Origin of the sequence: Hyphomicrobium sp. B1, assembly GCF_049532635.1 — a bacterium.
In the GTDB taxonomy this organism is placed as follows: Bacteria; Pseudomonadota; Alphaproteobacteria; order Rhizobiales; family Hyphomicrobiaceae; genus Hyphomicrobium_B.
Genome location: NZ_CP134871.1, coordinates 2,303,498 through 2,328,637 on the forward strand (window position 1 = coordinate 2,303,498; position 25,140 = coordinate 2,328,637).

Below are 25,140 nucleotides of genomic sequence, written 5' to 3' on the forward strand. Positions count from 1 at the left end.
AATATAAGGCTTAAGCAGACTTGCGCGACCCACAGGAGAGTGTGTTCGCTTGGCCGAAGTGCGAAATGGCATTTCTACCACTTAGGGACGACGACTTGGGGTACGCCTGGAGGCCACAAATGCATTTCTGAGTCTGTTTTCTATGCATCTCGGACGAGACGCTATATTTGCACCATTCGAGTGGCGGAACTCGGCGTAATGAGTGTCCGAACGAGCGGTCGTTTAAAGGTTTTACCGCCGCGGCGTGTCGTTCACGGCCGAGGGCAGGTTCACGCGACGCGACAGTTCCTCGGCGCTTTCCTTCCTTTCACTGTAACGGTCGACAAGATAATCAGCGCGGTCGCGGGTAAGCAGGGTGAACTTCACCAGCTCCTCCATCACATCTACAACGCGGTCGTAATACGCTGACGGCTTCATGCGGCCGTCCTCGTCGAATTCATTGAAGGCCTTCGCGACGGAAGACTGGTTCGGGATGGTGATCATCCGCATCCAGCGGCCCAGCACGCGCATCTGGTTCACAGCATTGAAGGACTGAGAGCCGCCGCTGACCTGCATCACGGCCAGCGTCTTGCCCTGGGTGGGACGAATAGCGCCCGTAGACAAAGGTATCCAATCGATCTGTGACTTCATCACGCCGCTTATCGCACCGTGCCGTTCCGGCGAGCACCAAACCTGGCCCTCGGACCAGGCGGCAAGCTCGCGCAATTCCTGCACTTTGGGGTGGGTTGCCGGCGCGTCATCTGGCAGCGGTAAGCCATGCGCGTGAAAGATCTTCGTTTCGGCCCCGAAATGCTCCAGCAATCGCGCCGCTTCCATCGTGAGAAAGCGGCTGTACGACCGCGCGCGTAGTGAACCGTAGAGCAAAAGGATACGCGGCTTATGGCTACCCGCCGCGGCGAGCTTATTATGGGCGGGAATGTGCAGATGCTCGTGCGCGATGTTGGGCAGGTCGCTGGCGCCGTTCTTGCTCATCAAGCCTTCTTTCTTGCCGCAATCACTTCGCCGTCCTCTTTGGTGAAGTTGCCGATGTTCGGCTCCGCCAGGATGTCGAGCACCTTCTCCGATGGCCGGCACAGCTTCACGCCTATCGGTGTGACAACGATCGGCCGGTTGATGAGGATAGGGTGCTCCATCATGAAATCAATGAGTTGATCGTCGGTCCACTTGGCATTGCCCAGGTCAAGTTCCGCAAAGGGCGTTCCCTTTTGGCGGAGCAGCTCGCGGGGAGTGATGTCCATGCGCCTCATCAGGTCCACCAGTGTTGTGCGCGAAGGCGGCGTCTTGAGGTATTCAATGATCTCCGGCTCCTCGCCGCTCTGGCGGATCATCGCCAGCGTGTTGCGGGAAGTGCCGCAGGCTGGGTTGTGGTAGATGGTGATAGCCATCGCTCATTCTCCTGCTTGCGCGGACAGGCCATGCTTTCTGACCGTCCGACCGGCCTCGTACCAGTCGCGCGACGAATTGACGATCTTCACCACAGACAACATCACGGGGACCTCGATCAGCACGCCAACGACGGTGGCGAGCGCTGCGCCGGAGTGTAGCCCAAAGAGGCTGATCGCGGCGGCGACTGCCAGCTCGAAGAAGTTGCTGGCGCCGATTAGCGCGGAGGGTCCCGCCACGCAATGAGCTTCGCCTGACGCGCGGTTGAGAAGGTAGGCGAGCGCCGAGTTGAAATAGACCTGGATGAGAATGGGTACCGCCAGCATGGCGATGATCAATGGCTGCGCCAAGATCTGCTCGCCCTGAAAGCCGAATAGCAAGACAAGCGTGGTGAGCAGGGCCACGAGGGATAGAGGCTGAATGCGCCGAAGCAATGCGTTCAGCGCCCCCTGGCCACCGGTCGAGAGGACGACGCTGCGGATCACCTGCGCGATGATGACCGGCACCACAATGTAAAGCACGACCGACAAGAGGAGCGTGTTCCAAGGTACCGTGATCGCCGAAAGACCTAGCAGCAGACCGACAATCGGCGCGAACGCGAAAACCATGATCACGTCGTTGAGTGCCACTTGGCTCAAGGTGAAATGCGGCTCGCCGTCAGAGAGGTTGCTCCACACGAACACCATGGCCGTACACGGCGCAGCGGCGAGGAGAATGAGGCCGGCGATATAGCTGTTGATCTCCTCGGCTGGTAGGTACGGCCGGAATATCCAGCCGACGAAGATCCAGCCCAGCAGCGCCATCGAGAACGGCTTTACCGCCCAATTGACGAAAAGCGTGACGCCGATGCCGCGCCAATGAGCTTTCACTTTGGACAGCGCTGAGAAATCGATCTTCACCAGCATCGGAATGATCATCAACCAGATCAGTGCCGCGACGACGAAGTTCACGTTGGCCACTTCCGCCGCGGCGATCTCTGCAAAGGCAACGGGAAAGAAATGACCAAGCGCGATGCCGAAAACGATGCAGAGCGCGACCCATACTGTCAGATAGCGTTCGAAGGTTGACATGCTCAGGCTCTCTCCGGCACGGCTGAAGCTTTCAATCGGCCAATATCGTTGAGGCGATTCTGGAGGCTGAGTTCGTCGAGTGACGCGAGCGGCAAACTGGTGAAAATGCCAATCCGGTTGTTGAGCATGCGGTACGTATCGGCGAAGGCGAGCGCTCGCTGAGCTTCATCCCCCTGAGCCTCGGCGGGGTCCGGCAGGCCCCAGTGCGCTGTCATCGGCTGCCCCGGCCAGATCGGGCAAACTTCGTTGGCGGCGTTATCGCAAACGGTAAAGACGAAATCCAATTCAGGTGCACCGGCTGCCGTGAACTCCTCCCAGGACTTTGAGCGGAGAGAACCGGTGCCATAGTTGAGCTTATTCAGAAGATTGACGGCCAGCGGGTGAACCTCACCTTTTGGCATGCTGCCCGCGCTGTAGCCTTTGAACTTCCCTGCCCCGATGCGGTTGATGATGGCCTCGCCCATGATGGAACGGGCGGAATTGCCGGTGCAGAGAAAGAGGACGTTATACGGTCGATCTCGGTTCATTTCGCTTCTCCCTTACACAGCTTACGCGCCTTTTTGATTGTCGAGCCGCAAAGCTCCGGATTTCCCTGGCAGCAGTCGTCGGTGAGAAAGCTCAAGAGTTGTCGCATTCCCTCAAAGTGCGCCGCATAGCGGATGTACCGGCCAACGCGCGTGGCATGGATTAGTCCGGCGCGGTCCAATTCTTTAAGATGAAATGACGCTCCTGTTGGGGTGGCGCCAACAGCTTCAGCGATCTCACCTGCAGGCAGCCCGTTTGGGCCCTCCCGCACCAGGAGCCGGAAGATAGCGAGGCGCTGATCGTGGGCCAACGCCGCGAGACGAGTGACAGCTTCATCAGTGTTCATAAATTGACAATACAAGAATTATTGAAATGTGCAAGCCTTATAAAGACTGCTCACTCACGTCTCCCCTCCCATCAACGGATGGGGCGATCAAATATGCCTTTCAGCAGCTCCAGGATTATCAGCAGTACAACGCCCACGCTGACTGATATGAGCGCGTCATGAGCGTGAAAAGCGCCAAAGTCGAAAAGGGCGCGTGCAGGTGTCCAGTAAAGAGTTGTCGCAAAGATTGCCGTAGCGAGTGTGAAGACTGCCCAGAGCATGGGGTTGGGTCGGACGAGAGATCCGAAGAGCACATTGTCAAAGCTGCGATTGATAATAACCAATGCAACCGAGGATGCGATCATTGCTCCGAAGGAGAGGGAGCGAGCCTGGTCGGCGGGAAGACCATACCGCAAAGACGCAACATAGAGGCAGGCAATGAGAGCAAACGCTATTGCACCCTGCAGCAAACACCATAGGAGCCGCGCCAATGAGAGGAGGGGAGCCTTTGTCGATCGAGGCGGGCGGCTCATGACATCGGATTCTTCCGGCTCGTTTTCGAAGGCGATCGAGCAGACTGGGTCGATGATGAGCTCGAGGAAGGCAATATGTAAGGGGCCAAGGATCGGTGGCAGTCCAGCGATGATTGGAAACAAAGCGACTCCTGCGATCTGCACGTGAATAGCTGCGATGAAGCCCGTTGCCTTGCGAAGATTGTCAAATATTCGACGGCCTAACCGAATAGCAGTGACGACCGAGCTGAAGTTGTCATTCAGGAGAACGAGTGCAGCCGCTTCACGGGCCACGTCAGTTCCGCGACCGCCCATAGCCACACCGATGTGGGCTGCCTTCAGAGATGGAGCATCGTTTACACCATCACCAATCATCGCAGTAATCTCGCCGTTCGACTGAAGCGCTTGAACGATGCGCAACTTGTCGGCCGGCGTAATTCGCGCGAAGATGGAACATTCCCTGATGTTGCGGCCGAGAGCCGCCGCAGCCATGCTCTCGATTTCGGGGCCCGAGACCACACGGCTTGCGTCGATACCGGCTTTACGGGCGATTGCAAGGGCAGTCGTCGGATAGTCGCCGGTGATCATGACGACGCGAACGCCAGCGGCCCTGCACTCGCTGACTGCATTGGCAATATCTGCCCTGATCGGATCAGCGAGGCCGATGAGTCCCACAAATTGAAAATTGAAAGCGTTCGGCTCGAGCGGCAGATCTCTTTCAGAAAACGTCGCTTCGGCAATGGCTAACACGCGCAGCCCCTCGCGCGCCATCGTATCCGTCATCGTGGAGACCCCGGCATACTCGGCGGCCGATAACCCGCACAGGTTGGCTATCGTCTCGGGCGCGCCTTTGGCCGCTATTTTAAATTCGCTCGTAGAATTCGCCCGCCAAGCATTTACCACGGCCAGGCGCTTCCGTGTCATGCCATAGGTGCGCTCCAAGACGTCCCGATTTCGCGATTCTGTGCCGCAAGAACGCGCCTCGGCAAAATCGACGATAGCGATATCCATGGCGTCGACAGGCGTCGGTTGCGAAGCCAGCGCTCCGGCGCGGATGAGGCGATGGAACTGAGTGGGCAACGAACCCGACGCCTCTGGCTGGCTCGCGCCAAATGTCTCGCCTGTCTGCAAGCGCAGTTCAGCAATCGACATACGGTTCTCTGTCAACGTCCCTGTTTTATCGGTGCAGAGGACGGTGGCTTCGCCGAGTGCCTCTATCGCGGCCGCACGTCGCGTTAAAACCTGGGCGCGCGAAAGGCGCCAAGCACCCATGACCGTAAAGACGGTGAGGACGAGCGGGAATTCTTCGGGCAGCATCGCCATGCCAAGCGAGATGCCTGCAAGGAGGGCGGGGAGCACGGAATGCCCCGATGCCCATTGCAATAGGAAAGCGAGAGAGCAGACCGCCACACCGATAATCGAGAACATCCGCACGAGACTATTGATCTCGGCCTTGAGCCGGGGCGGTTCCGGTTCAATTCGGGCGAGTGAGGCACCGATTTTTCCGATCTCGCTTCGGCCTCCGGTTGCGACAACTTCGGCTTTGCCTTGTCCCCGAACGGCGAGCGTGCCGGAAAACAAGTAAGGCGTATCATCGCCACCGGGTTTTCGGTCTATCGGAACCGAGGCATCCCTATCGACAGGAACCTTGCGGACGGCCACGGATTCCCCTGTCAAAAGTGACTCATCGGCCGACAAGTCACCTTCAATCAAAAGTCCATCGGCAGCAATCCGATCACCTTCGCTGATGATCAAAATATCGCCGCGGACAACATCTCTGCCAGCGATGCGGCGACGCTCTCCATCCCGAATGACGAGAGCACGGGGGCTCGAGAGCTCTTTTAGGGCGTCCAGCACACGTTCACTGCGAAACTCTTGGACAATTGCGATGGCGACGGAAGTTGTCGCAAAAAGACAGAGGACAATTGCTTCACTCGTTTCGCCAAGGATGACATAGATCCCGCCAGCGCAGACGAGGAACAGAAACATCGGCTCGCGCAGCACCTCCAACGCAATCGCGAATGCAGAGCGGCTGCTCTTACGTTCAAGCTCGTTTGGCCCCTCAGTGGCGAGCCGCTTCCGCGCCTCGTCCATGGTGAGGCCGGCTTCAAACTGGGAACTCCGCTCCACGTTGTCCGCGTCAAGGGCCATCATAAAAAATGACTATAACTTCTGGCCGCAAGCGTCGCCGTTGCATTGTCGGATAAGTGAAGGAAATCGCTCATCGGCAGATCAACACAGAGACAGCACAGGTCGTGACGACGCGGTGGGCCTGACTGCCAAGTACAAATTCCATCAGGCCGCGATGTCCGTGAGATGCCATAACAATCAGATCACAGGCCCGCGCTTGAGCCGCCTGGACGATGCCCTCAGCCGGAAATTCGTCTTTGATGTGCACGGTCTCGCAGGTTATTCCGACTTTGGCGGCTGCAGAAGCAGCATCGGCGAGAATTTTACTCGCATTTGAAGCCGCCGCTTTTTCATAATCTTCGATCGGATACACCACCGCGACTTCGGCCGGGGCGACCATCCTCCACGGTTCGGTGACTGTTACAATCGTTGCTTTCGACCCGAGCGCTTTCGCCAACTCGCAGCCCTGTGCGACCGCACGTTGAGCAAGCTCTGATCCGTCTGTCGCGATGAGTAAATGTTTGTACATATCGCTTTCCGAAAAGATGTTTGCGGATGATCTTCGCTAGCGCACTGTTTTCCTTGATGAACGTCAATCTCAAAGCAGTTTGAGCGTCCGGATGTGCTTGACGGCGATCAAGGTCGGTTCAGGAAACATAGCCATTTTTGCATCATTTGGAGGAATCCGAAAATGGCGAAGACTACTAGAATTATTGATGAAGCGCCTGCACTGCCTGAGCTTCAAATTTCTCCCGAAAAGGTTTGCTTTATTATTGCGAAGGCGCGGGAGTTCGACGCGAAAGACGCCGTCAGTGATCCAGATCCCGGCTCGAACGCGTCCGACGACAAGATGACATCTGTTCTCGAAGATCATGCGGACGATCCCGTCGTTGAAGAACTAACATCGGTAATCAACGACATGAATGAAGACGAGCAGATTGATCTCGTTGCGCTTGTTTGGCTTGGCCGCGAAGACTATTCGGCCGCGGATTGGGCCGATGTGCGCAAAGAGGCGACCCGGGCGCACAACAAAAACACAGCGCGCTATTTGCTTGGCATTCCATTGCTTGGGGACTTCTTGGAAGACGGCTTCGCGCTTCTCGGTCGTTCCTGCGAGAAATTTGAGCTGGACCACCTTTAATTGTGAAAGGCGACGACGATGAAAACACGAGATTTACATCGCACAGAACCGCGCCATGATCTTATGAAATCGCATCTTATCGAGCCGCATCGGCATGATCCTTACAAGGCGCGAGGGAAGCTGCAAGAGCCGACAGTCTGCAATCAGTGCGGAGCCGTATTTCTCGATGGTCGTTGGCAGTGGCTGGAAAGCGCGCCGACTGACGCTGCGAGGCAATTGTGCCCTGCGTGTCTGCGGGAGAACGATAAATATCCGGCAGGTGAAGTCACGCTGTCTGGCAAGTTTTTCCAAAAACACAAGGGCGAGATTTTCGAGTTAATTCGAAACACGCAATCCGATCAAAACGCCGAGCACCCCTTGTCGAGGATTATTGAGATCGCCGATGCAAACGGCTCGGCGATCATAACCACCACAGATATTCATCTGCCGCGCCGTCTCGGGCATGCGCTCGAACACGCCTACAAGGGCCAATTTGATATTGACTACAGCGAAGGGGACTATTTCGTGAGGGCTCACTGGCGTCGCGACGAGTAAGAGCCATTCAAATTCGCAGCAATGTTCGACATCGCGGGAGTGTTTCCATGCAGATCCCTCTTCAAATCTCGTTTGAGCACATAAAACCAGTTGATTACATCGCGATCCGGGTTCGCGACGAGGCAAAGAAACTCGAGCAGTTCTACGATCGGATTACATCGGCGCGGATCGTTATAGGGCGGCCGCAACATCGCCGCCGGCATGGAGATTGCTATAGCATCCGGCTACTCATTACGGTTCCAGGCGCCAACGATATTGCGGTGAGCCGTGAGCCGAGCGTGACGGGTCGCCACGAGGATATGAACGTTACAATTTCAGATGCCTTCGCGGCAGCGCGTCGTCAGCTTCAGGATCTGACTCGCAAGCGGCAGGCCTAGGACAGAAACACGAAGGTCAGGCCGTGTGTTGCGCAAGATTTGCGCCTTTTCGGAATTCGTGCAGTGCTTTCGCAATCTCATCATCGTCGATCTGATGGAAGTCCTTATAGTGCATACCGACAGCGTAAAACGGCTCCGGAGTTTGTAAGCAGATCACCGCATCTACATCGGAACGAAGCGAGTTGACAGTTTCCAGAGGCGCGACGGGAACGGCTACAATAAGTTCCTTTGGCTTCTTTCTGCGGAGTGCGTTTATTGCGGCCCGCATGCTGGTGCCGGTCGCGATGCCATCATCGACAATGATAGCGGTTCGTCCCGTGATAGCGGGTCCAGCCGCCGTGCTGGCATATTCCCGTCTTCGGCGCTCGATCTCATGAAGCTCAGCTTTCATCTCGCGATCGATATAGGCTTGCGGGATTTCGATTTGTGCGCTGATCTCTTCGTTGAGAACAAGCTCCGGCGCTGCACCATCGACGACCGCCGCCATGGCGACCTCTTTGTGCCCCGGAACGCCGATGCGGCGCACGAAAACAAAATCGAGCGGTGCCTTCAGCTGTTTGGCGATCTCGATGGCGACCGGCACACCGCCACGCGGCATGGCTAGAATGATCGGATTTTCGAACTTTTGCTTGGAAAGCACAGATGCAAGGGCGCGTCCCGCCTCTTCTCGGCTTCTAAACGGCAGCCAGAAACTCATCTGATATCCTCACGTCAAATATTGATCATACCAGCTGATTGAGAGTGCAATAACACGATCCAAAGTGCCCGGCTCCTCGAAAAGATGCCCTGCTCCTGGGACGATCTGCAGCTTTCGGGTACAAGTCATGTGCCGAGCGGCAAATTCGTTGAGTTCGATCACGCCAATGTCGTCGCCGCCAACGATCAGGAGCGTGGGAGCGGTGACGCCTCCCAATGCCTCTTTTGCTAAATCGGGACGGCCGCCGCGCGATACCACTGCCGAAATAGCCGGACCGAGTGCAGCCGCTGCGACCAATGCCGCGGCAGCGCCGGTGCTTGCGCCAAAGAGACCGAGGGTAAGGTCGGCTGTCTTAGGCTCCTCGAGCGTCCAGTTCACCGCCATCTGGACGCGACGCGCCAGGAGCGAGATATCGAACACATTACGGCGGTCGGAAGCTTCGGCCTCGGTCAAGAGATCGAAGAGGAGGGTGGCGTATCTATTTTCATTGAGGACGTCGGCGACATACCGGTTACGAGGGCTAAGGCGGCTTGAACCGCTGCCGTGTGCAAATATAACAATCCCGCGTGCGCCGCTCGGAATGACAAGGCTGCCCTGAAGCGCCGGCAACCCAATCGTCACATCCTCTTCTTCCAGAATATCGACCGCCACTGACGCCTCCTTAAGCGTGGTGTGCAGATACGGCGCTGATCACCTCGCCAGAGAGATTACGGACGACCGCGTGCGAGACGTCTCCGAGGCTAAGCATGCCCACCATTCTTTTCTTATCGTCAATGACCGGAAGTCGTCGGATCTTCTTCGATTCCATCAAACGGATGGCATCCTCGATATCTTCGTCGGCCTTGCAATAGATGATGCCCTTTGTCATGACCTTCTCTGCGGTCAGGGCGGAAGGATTGGCGGAGTCGGCAAACCCTCTGCACGTAATATCGCGATCGGTCACCATGCCGATGAGACGATCATCTTTCCCGATCGGAACAGCTCCGATATCGAGGTCTTTCATCATTCTGGCGACCTCCGAAACAAGTGTATCGGGGGCAACCCATTTGGCACCTTTATGCATGACATCTTTGACTTTCATGGGACTTACTCCCTTCCCATTTTACGAAGCAACGGTGAGACGATCATCGACCCCTTGCACGCCGGGAACGGACCAAGCGGCATTCTCGATGATGTCGTGATCTTCCCAGCTGTTGACATGGCCTTCGAGACAAACTCGATTGTCTAAAACGGCGACGCGGATTCCTTCAGCCTCGACATGGGCGTTGCGAGCCAGTGCGGCCTCGATTTTCTTTTTGATATCCGGGGCCTCAACGGGCGATTTCACCACTATGGAATTTGTTACGCCGATCACGCCCATCAGCTTTCTGACCTCGTCTTCAGCGATCTTCTTTTGGTATTGCCAATCGAGTTCGCCGCTCAGATTGACCCAACCTTTCTGCACCGTCACTCGGACGTGTTCGTCGGGTATCATGGCATGCCATTTCAAGACGCTCAGTACGCGCTTTGCAATCTCCTCATCCGACGTCTTGATTTCCGCCGGATAGCAAACATCGATTTCCTGGGCGATGGCACGAACGCCTTTCACCCGACGTGCAGCCTGAAGCGCGGCGACTTTTTCCGCGTAGCTGCGAACGTGTCCGTGGAGCGTGATGACGCCTCCGCTCGCCGAAACGCCAATATTTATCGAGTTGATGCTCGGTTCGAATTCCAGTTCGTCTATGACCAACTGACGAAGCTGCATATCGTTCATGGCCAAAAATCCTCTTACGATAAAGCTCAAAAAAAACTTCGCTAGGCTGTCGGTGCGCGCAGAGATCCGGTTGCGGTTCCCGACAATAAAATTTTTTGCAGCGCACTCAGTTCTGAGAAATAATCCTTCGCTGCGTCTTGCCAGAATGCGATGGCGAACGACGTGAATTCGTTTGGCGACTTGATCGCTATGGTGCGCTGCAACGCATCCACGTCCTTCAAGTAACGCTTCTGCAAAAATTCCATCCAATTGCGCGCGATCTCTTCATTGAGACGAAGGGAGACAGCGAGTGCTTGAAATCCAGGCCAATTGGGCATCAACGCTGCCAAGCCAGGTCCGGGCGCTTTTGGATCAAACATTTCGTGAAGCATATTGCGCACCTCCGAATTGTCAGTGCGATTTTTGCTGCTATTCCGCGCCTCTCATTGATGCATCTCAATGTTGCCGCGGAATGCTCAAGTGAGCGAAGTTCAATTTAGATCGTCATCTTTTGACGCTCATCAACGCGGCACCTGCGTTTGATCTGCCTAAAGATGATCGTTGAGTATCGATCAACAAGGAGTTTTGTGCCATGGCAGAACCTGCAGTAAAACTTCCGGTAAAATCTCAGAGAGAACCTACATCGAGCCGCGAGTGGTGGCCGCTCGAAAATATTCGCCATCAGTTCGAGGATCTTATCGAAGAGTTTGACCGAGGTTTCTTGCGATCGCCGTTCCGCGGCTCACGCCTCGGTATTGAGCCATTATTGCGACGGGAACTGAGCTTTGTGTCTACGCCGCCTGTCGACATCGTCGATAAAGACACAGCTTACGAGATCACCGCTGAGCTTCCGGGCCTTGATGAGAACAATATCGATGTAAAGTTCGCCAATGGAATGCTGACCATCAAAGGGGAGAAGAAGGAAGAGAAAGAGGAGAAGAAGAAGGATTATTTTCTCTCCGAGCGTCGGTATGGTTCGTTCGAGCGCCGCTTCAGCGTTCCGGAAGGTGTCGATACCGGAAAGATTGAGGCAAACTTTAAGAAGGGCGTCCTGACCGTAACGCTGCCAAAGACGAGCGAGGCCAAGACAGCCGAGAAAAAGATCGCGGTCAAAGCCGCATAAAGCAGCGCCACCTCCCGCCGGGGTGCGCATCCCGGCGGGGAGTGTGAAATCCAAATTTCGGATGGGCTTAGGGTATATTCATGGAGTTTCATCCATGCCTAAAGCGTTGTTGCAGAGGAAATCGGAATCTTCCGCGGAAGAGCGGCATCAGTTTGTTGCAAGCCAGATAGAAAGCCGTGGCGTCCGTGACGCTCTCGTGCTTGAAGCCATGAGGCATGTGCCCCGCGAGCTCTTCGTTCCGCGCGAACTTGCGGAAAAGGCTTACGATGATACTCCGCTCCCGATTGGATGCGGCCAGACAATTTCGCAGCCTTATATCGTCGGGTTCATGATCGAAGCCCTTCGACTTCGCGGCGGCGAGCGCGTCCTCGAGATTGGCACGGGATCGGGCTATGCAACCGCCGTTCTGGCCCATATCGCCGGCGAGGTTTATACGATCGAGCGTATCGGAGAGCTTGCCGCGAGAGCGCGGGATAATCTCCAGCGGGCGCGGACACATAGCGTGCACGTGCGTCATGGTGATGGTACGCAGGGATGGCCTGAGTATGCGCCGTTCGATGCGATCCTCGTCTCGGAGGGCGTGCCAAATATCACGGCGGCGCTTCTTCACGAGCTTAAAATCGGAGGCTGTCTGATCGCTCCTATTGGCGATAACCCACGTTCGCAGGAGCTTGTGAGAATTACGCGCGTAGCCGAAGAGGAATTTGAGCGCGAGGATATCGCCGATGTGCGCTTCGTGCCCTTGATCGGCAAAGACGGATGGGAAAGCCCCGAGGATGATTGGCGCGTGAAGCCGCCTCGGGTGGTCCGCGCACGGCTGGCTGTCAGCGTTTCTGTGCCCTCGATGATCGCCAAGGAAGGTGAGATTTTCACTCATCTCCATGACGCGGACCTCAACCCACTCATCGAACGCATCGGCGATGCGCGCGTCGTCCTCATCGGCGAGGCAAGTCACGGGACTTCCGAATTTTACCGTATGCGCGCGCGGATAACGCAGCGTCTCATCGAAGACAAGAAATTCAAATTCGTTGCCGTCGAAGCCGACTGGCCGGATGCTGCGCGCATCGATCACTATGTTCGTCACCGTGATGTGCCGCCGTCGGATTGGACAGCATTTGCACGTTTTCCCACTTGGATGTGGCGTAACGCCGAGACGAAAAGCTTCGTCGACTGGCTTCACAAGAATAATGAGACGCGAGCCTTTGAAACGCGTGCGGCCTTCTATGGCCTTGATCTCTATAGTCTCTACAATTCCGTTCGCGTTGTCTTGGAGTATCTCGACAGCGTTGATCCCGAACTCGCCGTGATCGCGCGTGAGCGCTATGGCTGTCTTAGCCCGTGGGAGGCGGATCCCGCTGCTTATGGTAGGGCGGCGCTGACGGGCGAATACCGAAAATGCGAAAAAGACGTATCCCGTGTTCTCGTTGACGTACTGCGAAATCAACAAGACTATGTGATGCAGGATGGCGAGCGCTATTTCGATGCGGCGCAGAATGCCCGTCTAATAGCTAACGCAGAACGCTACTATCGCACGATGTACTATGGTTCGCGCGCATCCTGGAACCTGCGCGACAGTCATATGTTCGAGACGCTCAATCAGCTATTGATCCATCATGGCGATCACTCGAAGGCGGTCATATGGGCGCATAATTCGCATATCGGTGACGCCTCGGCCACAGAGATGAGCCAGCGGGGTGAATACAATATCGGCCAGTTGTGCCGTCGCGCCTTTGGTGAGGCTTGTTTCAGCATCGGGTTCGGCACGAATGACGGCACGGTAGCGGCGGCATCGAACTGGGACGCGCCGATGCAAGTCATGAACGTGCGCCCGGCCCACGCCCAGAGCTACGAACGTCTCTTCCATTTGAGCAACGCGCCGGGATTGATGCTCTCGCTCAAGGAAAACGGCGCGCTGCGCGAGAAATTGATGAGGCCGCTGCTGGAGCGCGCCATTGGAGTTATCTACCGGCCCGATAGTGAACTTGCGAGCCATTACTTTGAAGCCACGCTGCCCCGACAGTTTGACGAGTATATTTGGATCGACCGGACGAGCGCTGTGAAGCCCATCAAGGGCATTGAACTCGAAGGCATGCCCGAGACTTACCCATTCGGGCTTTAGCGGACATCGTCCGTGGCAGCGTCACTTATTGGCCGACGTCGGCTTCACAAGGTCTGCACGATGAAAATAGGAGTGATCCAGCGGCGGTGCTTCACGCTTGCCTTTCTCAATAATCTCAGAAAGGTCATCCACCATCCAGCTAAAAAGCTTTTGTCCATCCTCTACAGTCGCCAGGCTCGGTTTGCCAGTGACACCGTTTTCGCTCGTTCTGTTTACGGGATGCGCAAAGACGAGGTGGTCCGTGCGATCCGGATCATCTGAGTTTGGGACAAGTTCAGCACGCACGATTTCCGGCGCGATCGCAAGCATAAGAGCCGTCTCGGCAGCATTGGCATGCCAATCCTGTGCATCGGAAAAATGCGCGTCACGCACGCGTTCGCTGATTGTCGCGGTGTTGATAACCGCAACCATCAGATCATCGTGATCTGCTCGCAGCATTTCGAGAGCACAGCGCAATGGCGCTGCATTCGTAACGTGACTGTTGACAATAAAGAGACGGCGAACTCCGCTATGGTAAGCCCAATCGCCAATTTCTTTGACTAAGGTGATCAATGTGATGGGCTGTAGCGCAATCGTCCCAGGCCATCTCCGGCTATGCCCAAGAGAGCATCCGTATGGAAGCGTCGGCAAAACCGGAACGCGCGTTCGCTCGCCGACCACCCGACAAAGCTTTTCTCCGAGAATAAAATCCATTCCGGTGCCGAGGTGCGGACCATGTTGTTCCGTCGCTCCGACCGGCAGAATTGCGACCCCGTGGCTAACAGCTAAGTCAGCCGGTAATTCAGTCCAGGTCTTATCGGCCCAATTCATGACGTTTCCCGAGTAAGCATGTGTTTGTTAGGCACCCGATTGAGTGCCATCGCTCCTAGCGATGCTTCCGAACCTTGAATGACGTAGGCTTCTTTTCGTCGTTGCCCCCGGCAGATGATTTCATACTCTTCTTGATATGAAGAGGCACATCTGGAAGGGGATGGAGCTGCGGAATGATCGCAGCCGCCAACTGCATTCGGCCGAAGATAACGCCGCGAAGCGTACTCAACTCGTCCGTGAGTTCCTGAAGCTTCACGGCTGGTCCCTGCACGAGAATAACTTCAAGCGTCTGATTTCCCGCCAAGTGCACGTGAAGGGAGCTGATAACCTCCGCAATGTTTTCGTATTGCAAATCTGCGAGCTTCTTCTGCAAGCCGCGAACCGTGTTGTCGTAAAAAAGCGTGATCGTACCGACCATAACTTCGGTCCCGGACTCACGTTTGTGCTCAACCAGCCAATTGTGCAGCATATCGCTGATGGCCTGCGATCGGCTTGCGTAACCCTTCGCTTTAACGACGGCATCGAGCTCCCACAGCTGTTCCTCCGGCAACGACACGCTCATCCTAGCGACGAGGTTACTCGTTGTTTCTACAGACATCGGATCCTCCGGCATGCGCGCCTCCGCATGAAAAAATGCGGACAGCAAATTATTGAGTTGGAATCACTTTATCATGCCGGAGGATCGATGCTCAGAAGAGATGGCTGTAGCGCTCGGTCTCCCAGCTGCTGATCGACAGATGGTAGCTTTCCCATTCGGCCGTTTTGTATTTCACGAACTCGTCGCGAAGTTCCTTGCCAAGCGTTTCCTCCACGAAGGGATCGTTGGCGAATGCGGCAACCGCGTCTTGCAAGTTCTGTGGTAGGAACTGAATGCCGCGCGCTGAACGCTCGGATTCCGAAATTGCGTAGAGGTTATCTTCGTTCGGCTCGCCAGGATCCATCTTCTCGCGAACGCCTTTGAGGCCGGCTGCCAAGGCAAGCGTGGCCGCGAGGTAAGGATTCACCGCGCCGTCGGCGTTTCGTGACTCGCATCGGCCGCCGCCCATCGGGACACGCAATGAATTCGTTCGGTTGTTTGAGCCGTAAGAGTTGAAGACCGGCGCCCACGAGAATGTTCCCATCGCTCCTTGGCGGACGAGTCGCTTGTAGCTATTGACCGTCGGCGCATACGCCGCGCACAGGGCGCGTCCATGACGCAGGATTCCGGCAATGAAGTGATAGCCCGTTTCAGTCAAGCCAAGGCCTCGCGGATCATCCTCCGGCTTGCAGGAAAAAACATTTGTCCCGGTCGCGAGATCGGAAAGCGACATGTTGAAATGGGCGCCGCATCCAGTTCTGTTTGCGAAGGGCTTCGGCATCATCGTCGCGATGAGACCTTCTTCTTTGGCGTAGTGCTTCGCCATAAAGCGGAAAAAGGTGAGACGATCGCAGGTCGTGAGGGCGTCCGAATATGTGAAATCAAATTCGAATTGACCGTTGGCATCCTCATGGTCGAACGAATAGAGATCCCAACCGAGATCGTTGATGCACGACGCAACCTTATCGAGCCAACCGAAGGCATTCACGAAGCCTTGCACATCGTAGCAAGGCTTGGCGAGCTTGTCGTCGGGATCTGGGATCGACAGGCTGCCATCCGCATTTTTCTTCAGCAGATAGATCTCGCATTCAATCCCGAGGTTGAAGCCGAATCCCATGTCTGCGGCTATTGCGAGCTGGTTTTTCAGTGCGACGCGAGTGCTGAGTGGATAGGGCTTGCCGTGGAACGTGAGATCCGCTGGCGCCCATGCGAGCTTTGGCTCCCAGGGAAGTTGGATGACGCCATTAAAATCAGGGACCGAAGCAAACTCATCTTCGTTCGGCTCCTGACCTAGTCCATCAAGCGCATATCCCGTGTAGAGTTCTGAACCTTTCGCCATATGCTTCAAATGCTCGATCGGGACGACCTTGCCTTTCGGCACGCCGTGAATATCGACATAAGCGCCGATACAATATTTGACGCCCTGAGCCTTCAGTCGCTGGTACGTTTCGTCAAGCGCTGACGCCGCGCCGACTGGGGTATGTTCATTCATCGTTTTTTCCTCATACTGGTGATTGTTTGATGCAGGTCGCGTCGGCGGTTGGCTTCTCTAACCGCTTCGCGAATTTGAGTTGTCTCTAGTCAATGGTGTCTGAGACGTCCGTCAGCCGCGTGAAAGTTGGAAACGGTTCGTCGGATGCCGCTTCGCTCTCGCTGCCGGCCGCTGCATGCTGGCTGCCATGAATGAGCATTTCCAACCGGGCTTTCGCCGCGACGTAACTGGGCGATGTCAAATCTTCGGGCGTGCGCGAACGTGGCACTGGCACTTCCATCAGTTCGATAACTTCACCCGGGTGCGGCTTCAGCACCAGGATGCGGTCTGCGAGGAGAATGGCTTCATCGAGATCGTGGGTGACGAATACAATGGTGATATCGATCTTGCGCCAGATCTCCATCAGGTGCCTTTGCATACGGCTGCGCGTCTGCGCGTCGAGTGCACCGAAAGGCTCGTCCATTAATAGAATGCGGGGCTGATTTGCGAGCGATCGGGCAATCGCCACGCGTTGTTTCATGCCGCCCGAAAGCTGGTGCGGATAGTGATTGGCGAACTTCGAAAGGCCGATCAAATCGAGCCACTGCAGAGCAGAAGTCTCCGGATCCCGCTTGCCGTCGTAAGACATCTCCAATCCGAACATGACGTTTTTCTTCACCGTCAGCCACGGAAAGAGTGTGTACCCCTGAAAAACCATTCCACGGTCACTGCCGGGACCGATCACAGGTTTGTTGTCGAGCAGTACGTCACCCGAAGTCTGCTGGTCGAGTCCGGCGATGATCCGGATAAGGGTGGATTTTCCGCATCCGGATGCGCCCACGACGCAAACAAATTCCCTACGATACGTCGTGAAATTGATGTCGCTCAGCGCCGTCGTTGTTTTGCCATTGCTGGAAAACGTTTTGCCGAGATTGCGCACCTCCAGAATAATATCGCGCGCCTTCAGCCGCTGGAATCGATCGTGCACCGCCAGCGATTGCTCGAGTACCGGAAGCGAACTCATGTCCTGCATCAGCGCTAACTCCGCTTCGTTGCTTGGTCCCAGGGGAAAAGACGCCGTCCGATCCGCGCGAGCACCATGTCGACGCCGAGGCCGATGATGCCGATCATGATGATGGCGGCGTAGACGTTGGCGAAATGCTGGTATCGCGCCTGCTGCGTGATGAACCAGGTTATTCCGGAAGAGGTGCCGATCAATTCCGCGACGATGAGATATGTCCACGCCCACCCAAGCAGGATTCGTTGGTCGCGATAGAGGTCCGGCATGATGCCGGGAACGACGACGCGCGTCAGGATTGCTCGGCCTTTAGCGCCGAGTGTCAGCGCAGCTTCGATCAATCCGAAGTCGAGTTTTCTAGTCGTATTCGCGATAATCAGAATCTGCTGGAATAAAGTTCCGATAACGATGATTGCGATCTTCGGGCCGTCATAGATACCCAGGATCGCAACAGCCAGAGCTCCGAATGCGGGTGCCGGAAGATAGCGAACGAACTCAGTGAACGGCTCGATCAGCCGTGAGATGCCGGAATAGGCACCGCACAATACGCCGAGCGGGACGCCGATGAGGGATGAGATTAGAAATCCCCAGAAAATGATAGTGATGCTGTGCCAAAGGCTTTCGTGCAGCCATTGACCGTCTCGCGTCTGAGGAGGTGTCGAGAACGCCGTGAACATCGCGATCGCGACTTCATGCGGCGCCGGAAGATAAACCGGATTTGCCGGATTGCCCTCAGGTTTCGCTAGACCGGCTTTCTCCATAGCCGCAGCCTGCTGATCGAATGCGTCTTGCTGAACCCGCATGCCGGGCCTGAAATAACTCACACCGCCGGGTTGCGTGACGACGACCAGTGGATGCCAAACGAACGGCACATAACTGACGACACACCAGAGGAGCACTGGCAATACGAACGACAGGATGCCGAGCGTGACGCGCGACGTGGGAGAAAGGGGGCGTCCGACCACAAACCAGCGCCGCGTCGACGTACGCTGTTGTGTCGCCGCCCCCGCCGTAACGGCAGGAGCGGCGACGACACCGACGTTAGGGCTGTGCATTGGTGAGCGATGGATCGATGAAGCTGTCGACGTCGAGCTTGTCCTTGTAGACAGCGTATTTCGTGTTGAAGTCGTTAGCGATTTCGGACGAGCCGTAAAGCGATCCGAAGCCTTTGGCTTTCACAAAGACCTTTTTTGCGGCCGCCACATCGAGCAGTTTTGTTCCGGCGATCAGAGGTTTGTATTCCTCTGGCTTCAGGCCAACTCGTGCGGCCATGATTTTCGCTGCATCATCGACCGTCGCGGGATCGTTGATGTATTTAACAACCCGATCCCAGACCTTAATGACTTTTTCCCAATCCGCTTTTCGGGTCGCCAGACTCGTCGGGTTTACAGTGATGACGTCGTAGATCAGGCCGGGTTCGTCGGCCGACGTATAGATTGGCGTCGATCCCGGTACTTGCTTCATCGCCTGGCCTGAGTTCGGCTGCCATGCGCCAATCGCGGAAACCTCGCCGGAAGCAAGGGTTTGAGGTGTCTCATTTGTCTTGGTGTTGACGAGCGTGACATCCGATTCCGTCATGCCGTTTTTCTCAAGGCCGTTCAGCAGCAGTAAGTGCTCGACGAAGCCAACTTCGATCCCGACTTTTTTCCCCTTGAGGTCCTTCAGCGACTTAATTCCTGGAACTCCAACAATCATGTCATTGCCGTTGGAGTAATCAGTCAGCATGATCATCGTGTTCTTGGTGCCCGATCCACCCATGACGAGTGCATCGCCATTCGTCACCGTCACGCCGTCGAGCTTCCCAGCAGAAAATGCGTCCATCGATGGCACGTAGTCGAACCATTCGAAATCGACGTCGACACCGGCTTCTTTGAACCATCCTTTGTCAATTGCGACCTGCCACGCCACCCAGCCAGGCCAATCGCTGTAGCCAATTTTCAAAGGTTCTGCCCAGGCGTTTGCCGCAGATACTGCAAACATTGAAACTGCCAAGACTGCGAGTTCACGGATGCGTAATCGACGCGCCATTCTCAACCTCCTGCGCAAAGGCGATATTACGAAAATGATGTTTCGTAATACCGGTCATTAGCAAGCGGCGTGCCATTGAGACGGCGCGCATAGCATCGGTGTTTTGAGGGTATAAGAGAGGCGATCTACGCTTGGATTTGCCCAATCGACGGTCGACACGCCAAAAGACTGCGCAGCATCCATCCTAACATCACGCTGGAATGCGACGGACCCGATACCGAACGTGGCAGACGTTCCGGCTCCAATCTTCCTATAATAGATTAATTGAAAAGAAGACCTGCGGAGACTAAGGCCCTGCGATAGCCATAACTCGACGAAACCGAAGAAGCGCCAAAAATAAGAAAATTCCACCGATCGCGCCAACAGCAACAAATCTTGGCCAAACCACGTCGAAACCGGCGCCCCGATAAAGGATCGCCTGTGCGAACGCCACAAAATGAGTCGACGGTGATACCTGCATGATGGTGCGCAGGAACGGAGGCATGCTTTCGAGCGGAGTATTGGCGCCGGATAGCAAGTTCAGCGGCACAGCAACGAGAATGTAAAGCAGGCCGAGTTGAGGCATCGTACGTGCGATCGTTGCAAGAAAGATCCCGACCGCCGTCGAGAAAAACAAATAGATCATCACGCCGCACATAAACAGCGGTATGGAACCTGCGATGGGAATGTGCAGCAGTCTCTGCACGACAAAAAACAACGAGAGGCCGACTGCAATCGTAATAACCACGGCGTTCGCCCACACTTTCGACATGGCAATTTCAAATGGCGTCAGCGGCATGACGAGAAGATGATCGAGCGTTCCGTGCTCACGCTCACGCACGACGGCCGCCCCCGCGAGGATGATCGCGAGCATATTCACGGAACTGATAATACCCATTACGGCAGTGAACCAAGCTGTCGTAACATTAGGATTGAAGGCTATCCGTACCGAGAGCGTGACGGCGGGCGGCGGGATATCCTCAATTCGAGAAACAAATTTATTGATCTCGGTTGAGATGATCTGCTCCGCATAGCTCGAGCCGATGCCCGCCTGGACCATCGCGGTTGCGTCCACATTAACCTGCAAGGCCGGCTTACGCCCTCCAAGGACATCGCTTTCGAATCGGGGCGGAATGTCGATGACGAACGTGTAGCGCCCTGTGTTCATAAGCCGGTCGACGTCGCGCTCTTCAACATATTGCGGCGTTTTGAAATAGGGCGGCAGAAAAGCGCCCGCGATACGCCAAGAGAGATCCGAATGATCTTCGTCCACAATGGCGATCGAAGCGTTGTGCAGTTCTTGTGAGTTGCTCTGGGCCTGCGCCATTACAGCGATAGAGAACGAATATATGACGAGCGCGAGGAGGACCCAATCGCGAAAGAAGCTGCGTAACTCTTTCACTCCAAGCCAATAAATATTCGAAAGCTTACGCATTGCCGATCACTTTTCTTGCTTACGCAGAAGGAACAGGCTGATTGAGGTTAAGGCGGGAACGAAAAGCGCAAGTGTTGCGATGTATCGCGCAAGATCGGGGAACCCTAGCCCCTTCGTAAAAGCCCCCACACTGATCGGGACGAAATAGGTCATAGGAAAAAGACGGCCCAGTATCGCTCCAAAACCGGTGATCGACGAAACGGGCGTCATCATGCCGGAAAACATCGTCGCTGGCAGGACAGTCAAAATAGAAGTCCCGAACAAGGCCGCAATTTGCGTTCCGGTGAAGGAGGAGATGACCATCCCATAGCCCGTCGTCGCAGTAACATAGATGAGCGATCCAACCAGCAGTGCTAAAAAGCTTCCCTTGAGCGGCACATCAAAAATAAAGATGGCCATCAGAAAGAGTATGAAGAAATTGAGCATTGCTACCGCGATGTACGGAAGCTGCTTTCCAATCAGGAACTCAAGCCGCGTTACCGGCGTCACGTAAAGATTGGTTATGGAACCCAGCTCCTTCTCGCGGACGATAGCGAGCGCCATCAAAATCGCTGGGATCAGCGCGAGTTGCATTGCGATCGTCGAGGGGACCATCGCATAAATGCTGTCGAAGTCCTGATTGTAGCGAAAGCGGATCTCTATATCCGCGGGCGTGTCCGTATCCGCAAGGCCAACGTGACCTCGGATTGCGGGATCGGAAAGGAACTGCTGGTGCACGCCCTCAATATAGCCGTGGATAGTTTCGGCTCTGAACGGCATCGCGCCGTCAATCCAAACGCCAACCTCGGTTGGCCTCCCGCGTCGTATATCGCGCCCGAAGCCCGGCGGAATCTCGATCGTCGCCGTAACCGTGCCGCTTTTTAGCCGGCTCTGCAACTCATCCTCATTCCTGAAGGGCTCTTGCTCGATGAAATAGCGCGAGCCTCGCAGCTCACTGAGATAAGCGCGGCTTTCAAAACTATTGTCTCGATCGAGAGCGGCGAACGACAATGAGTTGACATCTGTCGTGATGCCGAAACCAAAAATCAGCATTAGAAACGCCGTACCGAGAAGAGCGAAGCTCAACCGGATCGGGTCGCGAAGCAGCTCGAGCGACTCTCTTATGGTGTAAGCCAACATGCGCCGCACCGAAAAAATTCTGGATACGCCCGGTGAAGCGGTTGAACTATCCCCTTTTTGTCCGACATCGAGGATCGTCTCTGACCCGGAGGGCTGCGATCGTGATGAAGCCGATTCCTCGAGGTATGAAATAAAGGCATCTTCGAGTGTCGTCGCGTGACGCGCTTCGATCAGTTTGGCTGGAGTGTCTGTTGCCAAAACGCGTCCCGCGTCCATAAGAGAGATACGGTCGCATCGCGCTGCTTCGTTCATGAAGTGGGTCGAGACGAAGATCGTCACACCATTCTTTCTCGACAGCTCGATCAGCAATTCCCAGAACTGGTCTCTCGCGATCGGATCTACGCCCGATGTCGGTTCATCGAGAATGAGAAGCTCCGGCTCATGAACCACGGCCACCGCGAGCGACAGCCGCTGACGGATTCCAAGCGGAAGATCTTCCGCCAGTTTATTCAGGTGCTCTGACAGGCCAAAGCGCCGGACGAGGTAAGCAATCCGTCCCTCGACCGATCCAGCCGGAAGATGAAAGAGTCGGGCATGTAGCTCGAGATTCTGACGGACGGTCAATTCGCCATAAAGCGAAAACGATTGCGACATGTAACCGACGCGCATGCGAGAACTTATGTCGTCCGCGTTGACGGGTTCGCCGAAAAGCATCGCGCTGCCTTCGGTTGAGGGCAGGAGACCCGTGAGCATTTTCATCGTCGTAGATTTGCCGCAACCATTCGACCCGACGAACCCGAAAATCTCCCCACGTTCTATATCGAAGCTTACGTGGTCAACCGCAGTGAAGTCGCCGAACCGGCGTGTGAGATTACGGGCGACGATCACCGCACCATCGGCAATGCTCTGACGCGGCGGGATCGTCGGAGTGCGATGGTCTAACTTCGCCTCCGGAGGAAGCAGGTCAATGAAGGCTTCCTCGATTGCGCCCGCGCCGGTTCTCTCTTTGATGTCGCTTGGGGATCCCACCGTAAGGATCTTCCCGGCATTCATCGCGATCAGCCAATCGAAGCGCTCGGCTTCCTCCATATAGGCTGTTGCAACTAAGACGCTCATGCCCCCGCGATGCTCGCGCATCCGCTGGATAAGCTCCCAGAATTGCCGCCGCGATAGCGGATCGACGCCTGTCGTCGGCTCATCGAGTATCAAAAGATCTGGATCGTGAATGAGCGAGCAGCAGAGCCCAAGCTTCTGGCGCATGCCGCCCGAAAGTTTTTGCGCCGGCCGATCGGCGAAAGGTCCGAGGCCCGTGCTGTCGAGAAGTTTGGGGATGCGTTCTTCGCGTTGGCGCCGCCCCTGACCGAAGAGCCGGGCAAAAAATTCGATGTTTTCGCGCACGCTGAGATCGGGATAGAGGTTCTTGCCGAGGCCCTGCGGCATGTACGCGATACGCGGACAAACTGCCTCGCGGTCCACGGCCTTGGACATATCCGCGTTCAAGACCGTGACGTGCCCCGATTGAAGCATGCGCGCGCCCGAGACTAGCGCAAGCAACGTAGACTTACCGACGCCGTCCGGCCCGATAAGGCCGACCATTTGGCCAGCCGGAATCTCGACTGTTAGGTCGTCGAGCGCGAGGATGCCGCCATATCTGTGGGTCACGCGTTCGAGACGAGCAACTGCTGTCCCACCCGCCATCGTCACGATCCAGCTTTCAGGCGTTCCGGCCACTCAGTCTTGGTGTCGGTTCGAACGTAAGCGACTCCCGGTAAACCGCTCCGGACGTAGTCCGCATGAGCTTCCGAGCGCGCAGGATCGATACGCACGCGCACCCGGAACATCAGCTTGTCTCGTTCGGTCTGCGTCTCGACCATTTTCGGTGTAAATTGCGCCTGATCAGCAATAAACGTCACGTTCGCGGGAATGGGATGGTCTGGATATGCATCGAGCACGATGCGGGCGTCGTCGCCGATTCTGACTTTCCCGGCCTCGAGTGTTGGAAGATATACGTCCATGTAAACGTAACCGAAGTCCAGCATAGTGAAGACTTTGCCTCCAGCCGCGAGGACCTCTCCAGTATTGGCGATGCGATAAGCAATCCGGCCGTCTCGCGGTGCAACGAGGGTATTATCCGCAATATTCACCCGATAGAGTTCGGCGTCATGATTGGCTGCGTCCAGCGCATGCTCTGCCTCGGTGACGCGTGCCTGGGCCGCGAGTTCTCCGGCTTTGGACGAGTTGAGCGTCTGCTGGCGCTGATCATAGGTCTGCTTCGTGACCCAGCCGGATTTTAACAACGACTCGGCACGGTCCATCTCCTGCTGCGCGAGCACGACTTGAGTATGCTGCTGATTGAGGAGCGCCTTTGCCTCGCTGATGCTCTTCTTTGCCTGTTCTGCCTGAGCTTCTGCTTTTTTAAGCGACGCATCGAGGTCGCGCGTATCCATGACGGCAAGAACTTGCCCAGCTGTTACCCTGGCGCCCTCGTCGACGCGCAATTCAAGAACCCGCCCGGCAAATTTCGTCGCTATGTCAATCGGGTCGGCTTCAATTCGCCCATTACCCATTACGATCCCAGGAGGAAGCGGAGGCACCCTGTGCATCCACCAATAACCAGCGCCGCCTATGGCCATGATGACGGCGAGAACTGCCAGCATCTTCCGCCAGCGGCCGAATGGGCCCGTCGAGATGTTCCCTGCTGGAACGGGTAATTTTGCTGTTACGGGAACGAGCTGTCCATGAGACGGCGGCAGTTCTTTCAGAGCAATTGCTTCTTTCGCTGCATTTTGCTCGGATTGCATGATGGATTGCTCACTTGGCTCAATGCACGGTTAGAACGCGTTTGCTGGGCCATTGTTCGTCTGTCGGCACGAGCATTTCCAAATAAACATTGGCTACGAGGTGCGTGTGCCCGACATGCTCACTTGCCCCTTAGCCATTTCAAGTCGACGCTTAACCTTGCCCATGGATGAGAGCGTTGACTTGGAACAAATTTTCTCTGCCACCCCTCCGGCCAACGCTACGATAATTCTCTTTGCTTGATACTCGTCAACGTTTGAGCCGCCGCCTAGGGTCATTTGTTTATGCGTCTAATC

At 55.8% G+C, this 25,140-nt stretch carries 26 protein-coding genes; 5 read left to right on the forward strand and 21 right to left on the reverse strand.

All coding sequences use genetic code 11. From position 1 onward, the window contains the following. Positions 1–231: 231 nt before the first annotated feature. The 7 genes from arsH to RLW55_RS11085 all read right to left on the reverse strand — a co-directional run bounded on the left by arsH (position 232) and on the right by RLW55_RS11085 (position 6,474). Complete coding sequence (arsH, locus tag RLW55_RS11055; protein ID WP_423414210.1) at positions 232–975, reverse strand: arsenical resistance protein ArsH; 744 nt, start codon at positions 973–975, stop codon at positions 232–234. Continuing rightward, on the reverse strand, positions 972–1,385 hold the full coding sequence (arsC, locus tag RLW55_RS11060) for an arsenate reductase (glutaredoxin) (RefSeq protein WP_409560732.1): 414 nt from the start codon (positions 1,383–1,385) through the stop codon (positions 972–974). Before arsC ends, arsH begins: the two co-directional genes overlap by 4 nt. Before the next feature lie 3 nt (positions 1,386–1,388). Next, positions 1,389–2,453, reverse strand: coding sequence for an ACR3 family arsenite efflux transporter (arsB, locus tag RLW55_RS11065; protein WP_423414211.1), 1,065 nt, complete (start codon positions 2,451–2,453; stop codon positions 1,389–1,391). Between the two features lie 2 nt (positions 2,454–2,455). Then, positions 2,456–2,980 carry an arsenate reductase ArsC gene (locus RLW55_RS11070; RefSeq protein ID WP_409560730.1) on the reverse strand — a complete coding sequence of 175 codons (525 nt, stop codon included), beginning with the start codon at positions 2,978–2,980 and terminating at the stop codon, positions 2,456–2,458. Beyond that, positions 2,977–3,324, reverse strand: a complete 348-nt coding sequence (locus RLW55_RS11075) for an ArsR/SmtB family transcription factor (protein ID WP_013948685.1) — start codon at positions 3,322–3,324, stop codon at positions 2,977–2,979. Before RLW55_RS11075 ends, RLW55_RS11070 begins: the two co-directional genes overlap by 4 nt. Positions 3,325–3,395: 71 nt before the next feature. Beyond that, positions 3,396–5,969 carry a cation-translocating P-type ATPase gene (locus RLW55_RS11080; protein ID WP_423414212.1) on the reverse strand — a complete coding sequence of 858 codons (2,574 nt, stop codon included), beginning with the start codon at positions 5,967–5,969 and terminating at the stop codon, positions 3,396–3,398. A gap of 67 nt (positions 5,970–6,036) precedes the next feature. Next, positions 6,037–6,474: a universal stress protein gene (locus RLW55_RS11085; protein ID WP_409560728.1), complete on the reverse strand. Its 438-nt coding sequence runs from the start codon at positions 6,472–6,474 to the stop codon at positions 6,037–6,039. 162 nt (positions 6,475–6,636) lie between these two features. Here RLW55_RS11085 and RLW55_RS11090 point away from each other — a divergent pair, with 162 nt between their 5' ends. From RLW55_RS11090 to RLW55_RS11100, 3 genes are read left to right on the forward strand one after another with little or no spacing between them, the layout of a single operon-like run. Beyond that, the gene (locus tag RLW55_RS11090; RefSeq protein ID WP_409563293.1) at positions 6,637–7,086 is read left to right on the forward strand and encodes a DUF3775 domain-containing protein; all 450 of its coding nucleotides are present in this window, start codon (positions 6,637–6,639) and stop codon (positions 7,084–7,086) included. 18 nt (positions 7,087–7,104) lie between these two features. Continuing rightward, entirely contained in the window at positions 7,105–7,620 is a 516-nt protein-coding gene (locus RLW55_RS11095; RefSeq protein ID WP_423414213.1) for a BCAM0308 family protein, read from the forward strand. A gap of 47 nt (positions 7,621–7,667) precedes the next feature. Continuing rightward, positions 7,668–7,997 (forward strand): HPF/RaiA family ribosome-associated protein, encoded by a 330-nt coding sequence (locus tag RLW55_RS11100; RefSeq protein WP_423414214.1) that lies wholly within the window; start codon positions 7,668–7,670, stop codon positions 7,995–7,997. Positions 7,998–8,013: 16 nt separating this feature from the next. Here the strand turns inward: RLW55_RS11100 and RLW55_RS11105 are convergent, their stop codons facing one another. The 5 genes from RLW55_RS11105 to RLW55_RS11125 are packed head-to-tail and all read right to left on the reverse strand — an operon-like array spanning position 8,014 to position 10,818. Further along, complete coding sequence (locus RLW55_RS11105; RefSeq protein ID WP_414463454.1) at positions 8,014–8,694, reverse strand: phosphoribosyltransferase; 681 nt, start codon at positions 8,692–8,694, stop codon at positions 8,014–8,016. A 9-nt stretch (positions 8,695–8,703) separates the two neighbouring features. Next, positions 8,704–9,345 carry a dienelactone hydrolase family protein gene (locus RLW55_RS11110; RefSeq protein WP_423414215.1) on the reverse strand — a complete coding sequence of 214 codons (642 nt, stop codon included), beginning with the start codon at positions 9,343–9,345 and terminating at the stop codon, positions 8,704–8,706. A gap of 10 nt (positions 9,346–9,355) precedes the next feature. Further along, positions 9,356–9,775, reverse strand: coding sequence for a CBS domain-containing protein (locus tag RLW55_RS11115; RefSeq protein WP_013948679.1), 420 nt, complete (start codon positions 9,773–9,775; stop codon positions 9,356–9,358). A gap of 21 nt (positions 9,776–9,796) precedes the next feature. Then, on the reverse strand, positions 9,797–10,447 hold the full coding sequence (locus RLW55_RS11120; protein WP_013948678.1) for a BON domain-containing protein: 651 nt from the start codon (positions 10,445–10,447) through the stop codon (positions 9,797–9,799). A 41-nt stretch (positions 10,448–10,488) separates the two neighbouring features. Beyond that, entirely contained in the window at positions 10,489–10,818 is a 330-nt protein-coding gene (locus tag RLW55_RS11125; RefSeq protein WP_423414216.1) for a hypothetical protein, read from the reverse strand. Between the two features lie 200 nt (positions 10,819–11,018). Here RLW55_RS11125 and RLW55_RS11130 point away from each other — a divergent pair, with 200 nt between their 5' ends. Together RLW55_RS11130 and RLW55_RS11135 are read left to right on the forward strand one after the other, a co-directional pair. Continuing rightward, positions 11,019–11,549: an Hsp20/alpha crystallin family protein gene (locus tag RLW55_RS11130; protein ID WP_409560721.1), complete on the forward strand. Its 531-nt coding sequence runs from the start codon at positions 11,019–11,021 to the stop codon at positions 11,547–11,549. A gap of 94 nt (positions 11,550–11,643) precedes the next feature. Next, on the forward strand, positions 11,644–13,668 hold the full coding sequence (locus RLW55_RS11135; protein WP_423414217.1) for a protein-L-isoaspartate(D-aspartate) O-methyltransferase: 2,025 nt from the start codon (positions 11,644–11,646) through the stop codon (positions 13,666–13,668). 21 nt (positions 13,669–13,689) lie between these two features. Here RLW55_RS11135 and RLW55_RS11140 read toward each other — a convergent pair whose 3' ends face one another. The 9 genes from RLW55_RS11140 to RLW55_RS11180 form a co-directional block, all read right to left on the reverse strand. Beyond that, positions 13,690–14,478 carry a creatininase family protein gene (locus RLW55_RS11140; protein WP_423414218.1) on the reverse strand — a complete coding sequence of 263 codons (789 nt, stop codon included), beginning with the start codon at positions 14,476–14,478 and terminating at the stop codon, positions 13,690–13,692. A gap of 55 nt (positions 14,479–14,533) precedes the next feature. Beyond that, positions 14,534–15,076: a nickel-responsive transcriptional regulator NikR gene (gene nikR / locus RLW55_RS11145; protein WP_423414219.1), complete on the reverse strand. Its 543-nt coding sequence runs from the start codon at positions 15,074–15,076 to the stop codon at positions 14,534–14,536. Positions 15,077–15,167: 91 nt separating this feature from the next. After that, on the reverse strand, positions 15,168–16,547 hold the full coding sequence (glnT, locus tag RLW55_RS11150; RefSeq protein ID WP_423414220.1) for a type III glutamate--ammonia ligase: 1,380 nt from the start codon (positions 16,545–16,547) through the stop codon (positions 15,168–15,170). Positions 16,548–16,632: 85 nt separating this feature from the next. Then, positions 16,633–17,559 carry an ABC transporter ATP-binding protein gene (locus tag RLW55_RS11155; RefSeq protein ID WP_423414221.1) on the reverse strand — a complete coding sequence of 309 codons (927 nt, stop codon included), beginning with the start codon at positions 17,557–17,559 and terminating at the stop codon, positions 16,633–16,635. A gap of 5 nt (positions 17,560–17,564) precedes the next feature. After that, a complete protein-coding gene (locus RLW55_RS11160) occupies positions 17,565–18,599 on the reverse strand; it encodes an ABC transporter permease (RefSeq protein WP_409560715.1) in 1,035 nt (344 codons plus the stop codon). Next, positions 18,586–19,572: an ABC transporter substrate-binding protein gene (locus RLW55_RS11165; RefSeq protein WP_013948669.1), complete on the reverse strand. Its 987-nt coding sequence runs from the start codon at positions 19,570–19,572 to the stop codon at positions 18,586–18,588. Before RLW55_RS11165 ends, RLW55_RS11160 begins: the two co-directional genes overlap by 14 nt. A 286-nt stretch (positions 19,573–19,858) precedes the next feature. Then, positions 19,859–20,986 (reverse strand): ABC transporter permease, encoded by a 1,128-nt coding sequence (locus RLW55_RS11170; RefSeq protein WP_423414222.1) that lies wholly within the window; start codon positions 20,984–20,986, stop codon positions 19,859–19,861. 6 nt (positions 20,987–20,992) lie between these two features. Continuing rightward, positions 20,993–23,743 (reverse strand): ribosome-associated ATPase/putative transporter RbbA, encoded by a 2,751-nt coding sequence (gene rbbA / locus RLW55_RS11175; protein WP_423416406.1) that lies wholly within the window; start codon positions 23,741–23,743, stop codon positions 20,993–20,995. A gap of 2 nt (positions 23,744–23,745) precedes the next feature. After that, positions 23,746–24,846, reverse strand: a complete 1,101-nt coding sequence (locus RLW55_RS11180) for an HlyD family secretion protein (RefSeq protein WP_423414223.1) — start codon at positions 24,844–24,846, stop codon at positions 23,746–23,748. Positions 24,847–25,140: the final 294 nt, after the last annotated feature.

Coding starts and splice junctions, on each gene's coding strand:
- RLW55_RS11125 (WP_423414216.1), bottom strand. CDS start 10,818: ATGCTTCACGAAATGTTTGATCCAAAAGCGCCCGGACCTGGCTTGGCA.
- RLW55_RS11165 (WP_013948669.1), bottom strand. CDS start 19,572: ATGGCGCGTCGATTACGCATCCGTGAACTCGCAGTCTTGGCAGTTTCA.
- RLW55_RS11085 (WP_409560728.1), bottom strand. CDS start 6,474: ATGTACAAACATTTACTCATCGCGACAGACGGATCAGAGCTTGCTCAA.
- RLW55_RS11080 (WP_423414212.1), bottom strand. CDS start 5,969: ATGATGGCCCTTGACGCGGACAACGTGGAGCGGAGTTCCCAGTTTGAA.
- nikR (WP_423414219.1), bottom strand. CDS start 15,076: ATGTCTGTAGAAACAACGAGTAACCTCGTCGCTAGGATGAGCGTGTCG.
- RLW55_RS11130 (WP_409560721.1), top strand. CDS start 11,019: ATGGCAGAACCTGCAGTAAAACTTCCGGTAAAATCTCAGAGAGAACCT.
- glnT (WP_423414220.1), bottom strand. CDS start 16,547: ATGAATGAACATACCCCAGTCGGCGCGGCGTCAGCGCTTGACGAAACG.
- RLW55_RS11095 (WP_423414213.1), top strand. CDS start 7,105: ATGAAAACACGAGATTTACATCGCACAGAACCGCGCCATGATCTTATG.
- RLW55_RS11155 (WP_423414221.1), bottom strand. CDS start 17,559: ATGCAGGACATGAGTTCGCTTCCGGTACTCGAGCAATCGCTGGCGGTG.
- RLW55_RS11070 (WP_409560730.1), bottom strand. CDS start 2,980: ATGAACCGAGATCGACCGTATAACGTCCTCTTTCTCTGCACCGGCAAT.
- RLW55_RS11090 (WP_409563293.1), top strand. CDS start 6,637: ATGGCGAAGACTACTAGAATTATTGATGAAGCGCCTGCACTGCCTGAG.
- RLW55_RS11115 (WP_013948679.1), bottom strand. CDS start 9,775: ATGAAAGTCAAAGATGTCATGCATAAAGGTGCCAAATGGGTTGCCCCC.
- RLW55_RS11100 (WP_423414214.1), top strand. CDS start 7,668: ATGCAGATCCCTCTTCAAATCTCGTTTGAGCACATAAAACCAGTTGAT.
- RLW55_RS11170 (WP_423414222.1), bottom strand. CDS start 20,986: ATGCGTAAGCTTTCGAATATTTATTGGCTTGGAGTGAAAGAGTTACGC.
- arsB (WP_423414211.1), bottom strand. CDS start 2,453: ATGTCAACCTTCGAACGCTATCTGACAGTATGGGTCGCGCTCTGCATC.
- RLW55_RS11105 (WP_414463454.1), bottom strand. CDS start 8,694: ATGAGTTTCTGGCTGCCGTTTAGAAGCCGAGAAGAGGCGGGACGCGCC.
- RLW55_RS11120 (WP_013948678.1), bottom strand. CDS start 10,447: ATGAACGATATGCAGCTTCGTCAGTTGGTCATAGACGAACTGGAATTC.
- RLW55_RS11180 (WP_423414223.1), bottom strand. CDS start 24,846: ATGCAATCCGAGCAAAATGCAGCGAAAGAAGCAATTGCTCTGAAAGAA.
- rbbA (WP_423416406.1), bottom strand. CDS start 23,743: ATGGCGGGTGGGACAGCAGTTGCTCGTCTCGAACGCGTGACCCACAGA.
- RLW55_RS11160 (WP_409560715.1), bottom strand. CDS start 18,599: ATGCACAGCCCTAACGTCGGTGTCGTCGCCGCTCCTGCCGTTACGGCG.
- RLW55_RS11135 (WP_423414217.1), top strand. CDS start 11,644: ATGCCTAAAGCGTTGTTGCAGAGGAAATCGGAATCTTCCGCGGAAGAG.
- RLW55_RS11140 (WP_423414218.1), bottom strand. CDS start 14,478: ATGAATTGGGCCGATAAGACCTGGACTGAATTACCGGCTGACTTAGCT.
- RLW55_RS11075 (WP_013948685.1), bottom strand. CDS start 3,324: ATGAACACTGATGAAGCTGTCACTCGTCTCGCGGCGTTGGCCCACGAT.
- arsC (WP_409560732.1), bottom strand. CDS start 1,385: ATGGCTATCACCATCTACCACAACCCAGCCTGCGGCACTTCCCGCAAC.